This window comes from Halobium salinum (genome assembly GCF_026586625.1).
Lineage (GTDB): Archaea > Halobacteriota > Halobacteria > Halobacteriales > Haloferacaceae > Halobium > Halobium salinum.
The window spans coordinates 127966-137472 of record NZ_JAODIW010000009.1 but is presented as its reverse complement, the minus strand read 5'-3'; the positions used below and the strand labels follow the sequence as shown (position 1 = coordinate 137472).

At 71.3% G+C, this 9507-nt stretch carries 7 protein-coding genes; 2 read left to right on the top strand and 5 right to left on the bottom strand.

Features of this window, described 5'->3' with window-relative positions; genetic code table 11:
- Nucleotides 1-105 precede the first annotated feature (105 nt).
- Together N5095_RS18370 and tatC are read right to left on the bottom strand one after the other, a co-directional pair.
- Entirely contained in the window at nt 106-948 is an 843-nt protein-coding gene (locus tag N5095_RS18370) for a DUF192 domain-containing protein (RefSeq protein WP_267624621.1), read from the bottom strand.
- A complete protein-coding gene (gene tatC, locus N5095_RS18365; RefSeq protein WP_267624620.1) occupies nt 933-1685 on the bottom strand; it encodes a twin-arginine translocase subunit TatC in 753 nt (250 codons plus the stop codon). Before tatC ends, N5095_RS18370 begins: the two co-directional genes overlap by 16 nt.
- 296 nt (nt 1686-1981) lie before the next feature.
- Here tatC and N5095_RS18360 point away from each other — a divergent pair, with 296 nt between their 5' ends.
- Entirely contained in the window at nt 1982-4192 is a 2211-nt protein-coding gene (locus tag N5095_RS18360) for a twin-arginine translocase subunit TatC (RefSeq protein WP_267624619.1), read from the top strand.
- A 122-nt stretch (nt 4193-4314) separates the two neighbouring features.
- Here the strand turns inward: N5095_RS18360 and N5095_RS18355 are convergent, their stop codons facing one another.
- The 3 genes from N5095_RS18355 to lonB form a co-directional block, all read right to left on the bottom strand.
- Nucleotides 4315-4788, bottom strand: coding sequence for a hypothetical protein (locus N5095_RS18355; protein WP_267624618.1), 474 nt, complete (start codon nt 4786-4788; stop codon nt 4315-4317).
- A gap of 237 nt (nt 4789-5025) precedes the next feature.
- Complete coding sequence (locus N5095_RS18350) at nt 5026-5259, bottom strand: hypothetical protein (protein ID WP_267624617.1); 234 nt, start codon at nt 5257-5259, stop codon at nt 5026-5028.
- 130 nt (nt 5260-5389) lie between these two features.
- Nucleotides 5390-7378, bottom strand: coding sequence for an ATP-dependent protease LonB (gene lonB / locus N5095_RS18345; protein ID WP_267624616.1), 1989 nt, complete (start codon nt 7376-7378; stop codon nt 5390-5392).
- Between the two features lie 270 nt (nt 7379-7648).
- On the opposite strand from lonB, the gene N5095_RS18340 reads away from it, so the two are divergent.
- Nucleotides 7649-9475: an Hvo_1808 family surface protein gene (locus N5095_RS18340; protein WP_267624615.1), complete on the top strand. Its 1827-nt coding sequence runs from the start codon at nt 7649-7651 to the stop codon at nt 9473-9475.
- The last annotated feature ends 32 nt before the right edge of the window (nt 9476-9507 follow it).

Genomic DNA, 9507 nt, shown 5'->3' with positions numbered 1-9507 from the left:
CCGTTCAGCGGACTGGCTACCACAACCGGGTGAAATTACAGCCGTAGCGATGTAACGCACTGGTAATCGGGTGGGGTCGGGTGCACGTCGATTCCGACCCCGACCTCACCGGCAGTACTCGGCGTCCTCGAACCAGAGCTGTGTGCCGGGGCCGATTCCGGTTTCGTTGGCGACGCCGCGGTTCACCTCGACGACGTACTGGGCCTCGCCGTCGCTCGCGTACCGCCGGAGGTCGTCGTCGTCGACCCCCGGTTCGGGCGACGCGTGCGCGACGTTCAGGACGACGCCGTCGCCGTCGGCGAACACGATGTCGAGCGGGACGAGCGTACTCTTCATCCAGAAGGTGCGCGGGGCCTCGTCGGGGAACTCGAACAGCATCCCGCGGCCCGCGGGGAGCGTCTCCCGACCCATCAGGCCGCGCTCCCACTCCTCGACCTCGTTCGCCACCTCCAGCGTGGCGTTGCCGAGCTCGGTGCGGTTCTCCCGGTCGGCGAAGACGACGACGACCCACTCGCCCGTGCCGACGTCGGGGGAGACACACGCGAGGTGGCCGTCGCCGACGTGGTCGTCGACGCCTCCCGGGGCGTCTCCGGTACCGTCGATGGCGTCGGTTCCGCCGGTGCTGTCGGTGGCGTCGGTGCCGTAGCCACCGCTCGTCGCACGGTCGCCCTCGGATGCGGTCGGGTCCGGGTCGGTGCTCTCCGGCCCCGTCGGCGCCGCCGACTCCCCTATCTCCGTCGGCTCGGCCGGTGGGGTCGTCACTACCGCCCCGTCCGGCGCGCGCTCGTAGTCGGGGACGGTCGTCGGGACGTAGGGGTCCGGCGGGGCGCCCCCGTTCCTATCGCCGAGTTCGACCGTCGGAATGTCCGCCAGCGCGACCCCGTTCGGGCCGATTAGCAGGGCGAGCGCCAGGACGACCACCGCGGCCGCGGTCAGTGCCCGGTCCATCGCAGGAGTGCCAGCGTTCCTTCGAACAGGGTGCCCATCGTCGCGACGACGACGATGGGGACCATGCCGGTCGGGTCGGGGCCGAGGAGGAAGGAGAGCCCGAGGAAGGCGCCCCAGAAGTAGAGGCGCTTCTCCTCCAGCCACTCCCGGGTCGTCAGCCCGAGCATGATGGCGAACATCATCAGCAGGGGAATCTGGAAGACGAACGCCATGTACCCCAGCAGGACGAGCACGAGGTCGAACGTCTGTCTGAGCGCGAACGCCGTCGTCCCCGCCGACTCGGAGTAAGTGAGGAAGTACGAGAAGACGAAGGGGATGACAAGGAAGTACGCGAACGCCAGCCCCGCCACCGCGAGCAGGAGGCTCGTCGGCACCGCCGCGAGGTAGTAGCGTCGCTCGGCGGGGTACAGCCCGTCGTACATGAACCGGTAGGCCTGGTACACCAGCACCGGTAGGGCCACGACGACCCCCGCCAGCCCGGCGAGTTTCAGCTCCGTGAGCTTCAACTCGAGCGGGCCGTACACGTGCGGCGGCACCGACCCGGGCGCGCCGGGCATCACGCCGTCCCAGATGAGGAACACGGGGACCTGTGCGAACGGAAACAGCCCGACGGCGACGACGACGACGACGCCGGCGACGATGGAGAGTCGGTACACCATCTCCTCGAAGTGTGCGACCAGCGGCGAGTCGGCGAAGCGACTCCCGTCGTCGCTCGCCGCCTCCGACGGGTCGGACACGCTCGTCGCGTCGACGGACTCCGACCTGCCGACGTCGTCAAAACTCTCCAAGCTATCAAAACTGTCCGAACGACCGAACCCGTCCCCCGGCGGTGGCCCGCCGCCGGCCGTCCCGCGGCGCGCCGCTCGGCCGACCCATCCCTCGTCCATGGTTGTCTCGCACACACGTACGCGAGAGCCGAATATAGGCTTTCTACGGCGCGACGGACGCGGCGACGCGGACCGGCTCGTTGCGGGCGTCCCGACGCCCCGCCGGAGAAAGTTGATACCCGGAGCCGACGAACTCTCATCGATAGATGCCGGGCTTCTCACTCCCCGGAGGGAACCGTCGGGCCGTCGCCAGCGGCCGCGTCGCGGCCGGGACGGTGCTCCAGGTGGCTCGGGCCCACCTCCAGAAGGCGTTTCTCGCGTTCGTCGTCGGACTCGTCGGGACGATATACGCGATGCGGCTGTTCGTCTGGGACTTCCTCAAGGACGTGACCACCAGCGGGATGACCGAGGCGACCGCCGCCGAACTCGACATCGTCGTCCGGACGCCGTTCGACGTCATCCTCCTGCAGGTGAAGTTCGGAACGGTCGTCGGCGGCGTCCTCGGCGGCCTCGTCCTGCTGTACTACGTCCGGCGCCCGCTCCGCGAGCGCGAACTCTGGCCGTCGCTCCCGGGGTCGCGCAGGACCCGCCTCGGGGTCGCGCTCACCTCGCTTCTCCTGTTCGTCGGCGGCGTCGTCTACGGCTACGAGCTGTTCTTCCCGTTCATGTTCGAGTTCCTCACCCGCTACACGCTCGATGCGGGGTTCGCCCCGACGTACGACCTCGTCGCGTGGACCGAGTTCGTCCTCCTGCTGACGCTCTCGTTCGGCCTCGCCGCGCAGATGCCCCTCGCCGTCACGGGGCTCTCCTACCTCGAAGTCGTCCCCTACGAGACCTTCCGCTCGAAGTGGCGCCACGCGGTCGTCGCCATCTTCGTCTTCGGCGCCGTCTTCTCGCCGCCGGACCCGTTCACACAGCTCATGTGGGCGATACCGCTCGTCGTCCTCTACGGGTTCAGCCTGCTGCTCGCGAAGGCGGTCGTCACGGTGTCGCGCACCAGCGAGACCGTCGACGTCCGTGGGGCGCTCTGGCGGGCCCGCTACCGACTGGTCGGCCTCCCGGTGCTCGCGTTCGCCGCCCTCTACGCGGTCGGGACGAGTCCGAGGGTCCTGGCGTTCGCCGGAGGCGTCAACCTCCCCTACGGAGGGGACCTCGCCCGGTCGCTGGCCGGTGTGCTCGTCGCGGCCGCCGGCTCCCCCGGCGCGGCGGTGACGCTGGTCGCGGTCGTGGTCGCCGCGGTCGTCCTCGCCGCCGTCGCGGTGCGGGCCGTCTTCCGGGAGATCGCCGCCGCCGAGGCGCGCTTCGCGGGCGTCGACTTCGCCCACCCCGACCTCGCGTCGATGGACGCCGCGACGGTTCGGGCACTCCCGTTGCGAGCGTTCCGCGACATCGACGGCCAGGAGATGCTCGCGGCCGTGAAGGGCGCCGTACGGTCGGGGGACAAGGAACTGGGCGAGGCGATACTCCAGCGGTACGACGAGGCCCGGACGGCGGGGTCTGTCGCCAGACCGAAGCGGAAGGCGAAGAACCGCCGCTCGCGGGCGGGGGCCGACGGCGCCGACGATGACGACCTCGACTCGGCCGCCCGGCGACGCTCCGCGGACGTGCTCTCGGTGCTCACGGAGGAAGAGGTCGACGAGGACGACGTCGGCGGCTACTACCACGACATCCTGTTCGTCGTCGAGAGCCTCACCGCGAAGTCGTTCCGGCTCGTCGCCGTCTTCGGGGGCGTGATGGCGCTCGTCTTCTTCGCGCTGTACGCCGGCGGGGTGAGCGCGCTCAAGGAGGACTTCCTCTCGCGGGTACCCGCCGACGTGGTCCCCGCCGAGGCGGTGCGTATCGTCGCGCTCCACCCCGTCGAGGTGCTCCTGTTCGCGGTGAAGGTGAGCGTTCTCGCCGGACTCGTCGCGACCCTGCCCGTCGTGCTGTACTACGCGTGGCCGGCGCTGTCGGCGCGCGGCTTCGCCCGCGGAAACCGCGACACGTTCCTCGTCTGGGGCGTCGCCCTCCTTCTCGGGTTCCTCGGCGGGAGCGTCCTCGGTTACCTCTACGTCGCGCCCACCGTCATCTCCTATCTGGCGTGGGACGCCATCGACGCCGGCGCCGTCGTCTCCTACCGCGTCGGGAGCTTCTTCTGGCTCGTCTTCTTCACCACGGCGTTCGTCGGCGTCCTCGCCTCGGTGCCGGTCACGATGTGGCTGTTCCACCGCGGCGGGGTCGTCCGCTACGACGCCATGCGCGAACACTGGCGCGTCGTCGTCGTCTTCGTCTTCCTCGCGGCCGCGCTCGGGACGCCCAACGGCATCGTGACGATGCTGCTCGTCGCCCTCCCGGTCGCCGCCGCGTACCTCGTCGGTCTCGGCGCCCTCTGGCTCGTCACGCTCGGCGAGCGGCGCGTGGCGTCGCCGACGGAGTAGCTCGACGGGTTTCGGTTCAGCGGGAACCGGTCAAAATCAGCGTCGATTCGAAACTCGGAGACTCGAGCGGGGACCCGAGAGGAGGGGCCTCACGGCGCGCGACCGGTCGGCGGGCGCGTCGCTCAGTCGACCTCGATGCGGCCGCAGTCGCCGAGGTCGAGTTCGAACTCGTCGTCGCCGTCGGACTCGAAGCGGAGCACGCGGCACCGGCCGCCGCGCACGTCCACGTCGAGGTCGCCGTCGGCGTCGAAGTCGACCGACACGTCGTCGGTGTCGAGTTCGAAGCTCCCGTCGCGGTCGCGCTCGTAGCGGACGTACCCGCCGCCGTCGCGGAGGTCGACGTCCACGTCGCGGCTGCTACTGCTGCCGCGGCGGCGACTGCTGGTGCGGCGACGGCGGCGACTCGACCGCCGCCTGAAGCGCCCGTCGAAGTCGTCGTCGTACCTGACGCGTACGTCGCGGCTGTATCTGTCGGTCGTCGAGTCGGCTCTCGCCGCGGCGGCGCCCGTTCCGAGGGACACGGCCGCCAGCGAGACACCGACCGTCTTGAGCAGCGCTCGTCGGCTGACGAGCCCGTCGGTGACGCTCGCTCCCATAGGTCTCACACTAGCCGTACGCCTCGTAACGGGATAGCCATTAGCTAACACCGGCGTACCCGCATTACCCTCGGGTGGGGCCGAACTCCCTGTTCCCTGGGGATTCAGCCTTCGTTTCGAAGAACGAGCGAACGACCGAATCTCGCGGCTCCCGACCGTCCGGTCGCATCGACTCGACCCGTCGGAACCCGGCCGACTCGACTCGTCGAACCGACCCGCCGAAACCGGGCCAGGCCGTCAGTCGATGTCGATGCGCCCGCACCGTCCGAGGTCGATTTCGACCCCACGGCCGTCGGACTCGAAGCTGACGGCGTCACAGCCGCGGGTGTCGACCTCGATTCCGTCCGCCGCCGCGGCGCTCCCGCCCCCGAGTGAGAGCGCCGGGAGCGTCGCCAGCGCGACGCCGACACCTCTCAGCACCGTCCGTCGCCGCATCGGCTCGTCGGTCGCGTCGTCCCGCGTGGTGTCCACGCGAGTACCTTGCCGTCGTCGCGGCATAGTTATTAGATATGGTGAAGGTAGTGGCCGTACGTCGTGATAAGGGCGTACGGTGCTGGAACCGCCGGCCCGTCTTTAGGTTGGCGAGGCTTCGGGGACGGGTTCAGTCGTCGGCGACCTCGTGGCGCCCGTCGCGGCGTCCGTCCGCGCTCACGCGTTCGGGCGTCGGGTCGGTGCCGGGGAGGTCCGGGCGGAACGCGCGGGCGGCGTCGACGAGGCGGCCGACCGCCGAGTCCCGCTCGCCGCCGAAGTCGGGGGCGTCACCCACCAGCGCGACGGCGAGTGCCTCCCCGACGTGGGAGACGGGGACGATTTCCACGCGAGCCAGCGCCTCGGCTTCGGCGAGCACGTCGTCGCGGTTCGCTGCCGGGAGGACGACGCGCTCGACCCCGGCCGCGGCCGCGGCCTCGACGCGGGCGGTCACGTTCGGCACCGGGAGCACGTCGCCCCGGACCGACAGCGCGCCGGCGACGGCGACCGACTGGTCGACCGGGACGCCCGACAGCGCGGAGACGACGGCCGTCACGACGGCGAGCGCCGAGGCGTCCCCGCGGACGCCGCCGACGTTGCCGACGAACTGGACGTGGATGTCCCGGCCGGCGAGACGCCGTCCGGCGGCCTTCTTCACGACCGCGGCGACGTGGGCCATCGACTCGGCGCCGGCGTCGCGCAGGCCGCCGGTGGCGACGACGCGGCCCTCACCCTGTGCGGGCGTCACGTCGGCGACGACGGGGAGGACGACGCCGACGTCGTCGCCCACGAGAGTCAGCCCGTTCGCCCGCCCCACGACGGCCCCCTCGACGAGCGTCAGGTCGTAGTCGCGCCGGCGGTCGAGGTAGTGGTCGGTCAGCTGGCGCTCGACGCTCCGCGAACGGCGTTTGGCTCGCAGGACGTGTTCGCGTCTCACGAACGGGGCGTCCTCGCTCCGGGCCACGTCGCCGGCGACCCGGACCAGCCCCCCGAGGTCGCGCAGTTCGAGGGTCAGACGGCCCCGACGACCCGCCCGACGGCGCGCTTCGAGAACGACCTCCGCGAGCGCCTCGCGGGTGAAGTGCGGGAGTCGGCCGTCCTTCCCGACCTCCTGGGCGACGAAACGCACGAGGGCCCGGCGGTTCTCGGGGGTGTCCTCGAGGCTGTCGTCCATGTACACCTCGTACCCGTACCCCTTGAGTCGGGAGCGGAGCGCGGGGTGCATGTTCGCCACCGCGTCGAGGTTGCCGGCGGCGACCATCACGAAGTCGGTCGGGACGGGGTCGGTGCGCACCATCGCACCCGAGGAGCGTTCGGACTGCCCGGTGACGGCGAACTCCCGCTCCTGGACCGCCGTCAGGAGGTGTTGCTGGGAGCGGACGTCGAGGGTGTTCACCTCGTCGATGAACAGCACGCCGCCGTTCGCGCGGTGGATGGCGCCGGGTTCGACGCGGTCGTGACTCGGTGTCTCTAGCCCACCCGATTGGAACGGGTCGTGGCGCACGTCGCCCAACAGCGCCCCGGCGTGGGTGCCCGTCGCGTCCTCGAAGGGCGCCGTCTCCCGGCCGCCGTTGTCCACGAGCAGTTTCGGCAGGCGGGCGGTCCGACGGCTCCGGCCCGTCCGGAAGAGGATGGAGAGCAGGCCGACGGCGATGACGCCGACGAGGGGTTCGGCCATCACGAACACCGTGTAGACGAGTACCAACACGAGCAGCAGCGTCCGGAACGCCGACCCCATGGCCGCCTGGTTCCGCAGGGTGTCGCGGTAGCGACCGACGACTTCGGCGCCCTGTCCGGCCGGCAGGACCCGCACTCGCGGCCGGTTCCCGTCGTCCGGGTTGTGGTAGACGACCACGTCCTCGAGCCCCTCACCCGGGAGGAGTTCGCTCATCGCGTGTGCGAGCATCGACTTCCCCGTCCCCGGGAGCCCGATGAGGAGGACGTGCCGACGCTGGAGCGCCGCCTTCTCGACGACTTCTCGGGCCCGCGCCTGGCCGACGACGCGGTCGACGAGCCGTTCGGGCACCTCGACCGACGCCGTGGTCTCCACGTCGAGTCCGCCGAGAAGGTCGGACACCGTCTCCGGGTCGAGCCCGCCGTCGACCGGTGACACGGGAGCCACGGGGGATGTGGGGTCGGTCGAGGACGACTCCGCGGCCGCAGCCCCGTCTCGGGGTTCCCCTCTCACTCCCTCCCCGCGAGCGTCCGCCGCCTGCGGCCGCTCGGTGTCACGACGCTCGGAACTCATGTTCGCGAAGGGCCCCTCCCGGGACCGTCTCTACCTGTACCTACACGAAGAACGGATATAGGCTTTCTTCGGGGGCGACTCGTCGTCACCCGGCCGCTACGCGGTGGTAGAAACCTTATCGCTCCGTGACCCCTTCCATACGGCATGAGAGCACTGGCAGCGCTGCTGGTGGCCGTCTTCGTCGTCGCCGGCGGCGGCGCTGCCTGGCTGGTCGACGCGGGAGCGGCGCCGGTCGCGCCGAGCGCGGTCGACGGCGGTCGGGATGCGGGTAGCGCATCTACCCCGACTCCCGGTGTCGCCCCCGACCGCCCCGACCCGACGCCGACGGTCGGTCCCGCCCCGTCACACGGGCGGCCCGCCGCCGGCGACGGTCGTAGTAGCGACGATGCAGGTGTCGGTAGTCCCGAGGGCACCGGCGGCGACGTGGACGGTCCCGCCGCCGACAACGGGGCTCCGTCGACCGGTCGAAACGACGACCGGCGCGGCAACGGCGGCATCGGAAGCCCCACCGACGTGACCGAGGGCGTGGACGGTGCGGACGGGGCCGACGCCGGCGCCGGCGCCGACCCGGTCGACGCGCTCGGCTGGGAGGCCGGCTACCGCTACGACGACGTGCTCGACGTGGACGGGCGCGACGGGCTGTCCCCGGCGGAACTCGACGCCGTCGTCGCCCGGACGATGGCCCGAATCGAGCACCTCCGGGGGCTGGAGTTCGAGGAGCCCGTCACCGTCGAGGTGGTCAGTCGCGAACAGCACCTTCGGGAGGGGTTCGGGAACGCGAGCGGGAGCGGGGGCGACGAGCCGCCCGCGACGGACCACCTGAACGAACAGGTGTGGGAGGCGCTGTTCGTCGTCGGCGAGGACGCGAACGTGGACGACGAGTTCGCGACGCTGTACGGGTCGAACGTGCTCGGCTACTACGCCCCCGCGGAGAAGCGACTCGTCCTCATCACGGAGGACCCCGAGCGGGCGGTCGTCGACCCCCACACGCTGGCGCACGAGCTGACCCACGCCCTGCAGGACCAGCACTTCGACCTCGCGGCCTCGGCGGCGTCGGTCCGCACGCAGGACACCCAGCTCGCCCGCAACGGGCTGATAGAGGGGGAGGCGAACTACCTCGCCGAGCGCTACATGGCCGAGTGTGCCGCCGGTTGGGACTGCCTGGACCGACCGCGCAATAGGGGGTCGTCGAACGACGACGTGAACCTCCCGATGCTGTTCGTCGTCTACCAGCCCTACTCCGACGGCCCGACGTACGTCGACGCGCTCGTCGACGCGGGCGGCTGGGACGCCGTCGACGCCGCCCACGCGACCCTGCCCGCCTCCACGGAGCAGGTCATCTACCCCGGCGTCGACGAGACGCCGGGTGTCGTCCCCGTCCCCGAGACGGCCCGCGACGGCTGGACGCGCGTCGGCGACCCCGCCGGCGACACGGTCGGCGAGGCGTCCATCTACGTCATGTTCTGGAACGCGGCCCGGACGACCGGCGCCGACGTGGTCGACACCCGGGCGTTCGTCATCCCGGACGGCGTCGCCGGCCTCGACGTGTACAACTACTCCGCGCCGGTCTCCGACGGCTGGGCGAACGACCGCCTCGTCGCCTACGGTCGCAGTGGGGACGGGGCGGACGCCGGCGGGACCGGTGCCGACGGCGCCGACGGGAACGGGAGCGACCGGACCGGCGCCGTCGGGGCCTACGTCTGGGTCACGGAGTGGGACAGCCACGCCGACGCCCGCGAGTTCTACGACGGCTACCGCGCCCTCCTCGTCGGCCACGGCGCCGAACAGGTGAGCCTCAACACGTGGGTCGTCCCGTCGGGACCGTACGCCGACGCCTTCCGCGTCACCCTCGACGGGACGCGCGTCGTCGTCGTCAACGCGCCCGCCGTCGAGGACCTCGACGACGTGTACTCGCCGGTCCGCGCGGCCGCGACCGCCGGGTCGGACGGTCGAACCGGCGTCGGTCCGTAGGCGTCCACCCCCGTCCGACACCGACTCTGCAC

Bases quoted from the DNA above. Each gene is read 5' to 3' on its own strand.
- N5095_RS18370 (WP_267624621.1), bottom strand. From the start codon at position 948: ATGGACCGGGCACTGACCGCGGCCGCGGTGGTCGTCCTGGCGCTCGCC.
- N5095_RS18355 (WP_267624618.1), bottom strand. From the start codon at position 4,788: ATGGGAGCGAGCGTCACCGACGGGCTCGTCAGCCGACGAGCGCTGCTC.
- N5095_RS18340 (WP_267624615.1), top strand. From the start codon at position 7,649: ATGAGAGCACTGGCAGCGCTGCTGGTGGCCGTCTTCGTCGTCGCCGGC.
- N5095_RS18360 (WP_267624619.1), top strand. From the start codon at position 1,982: ATGCCGGGCTTCTCACTCCCCGGAGGGAACCGTCGGGCCGTCGCCAGC.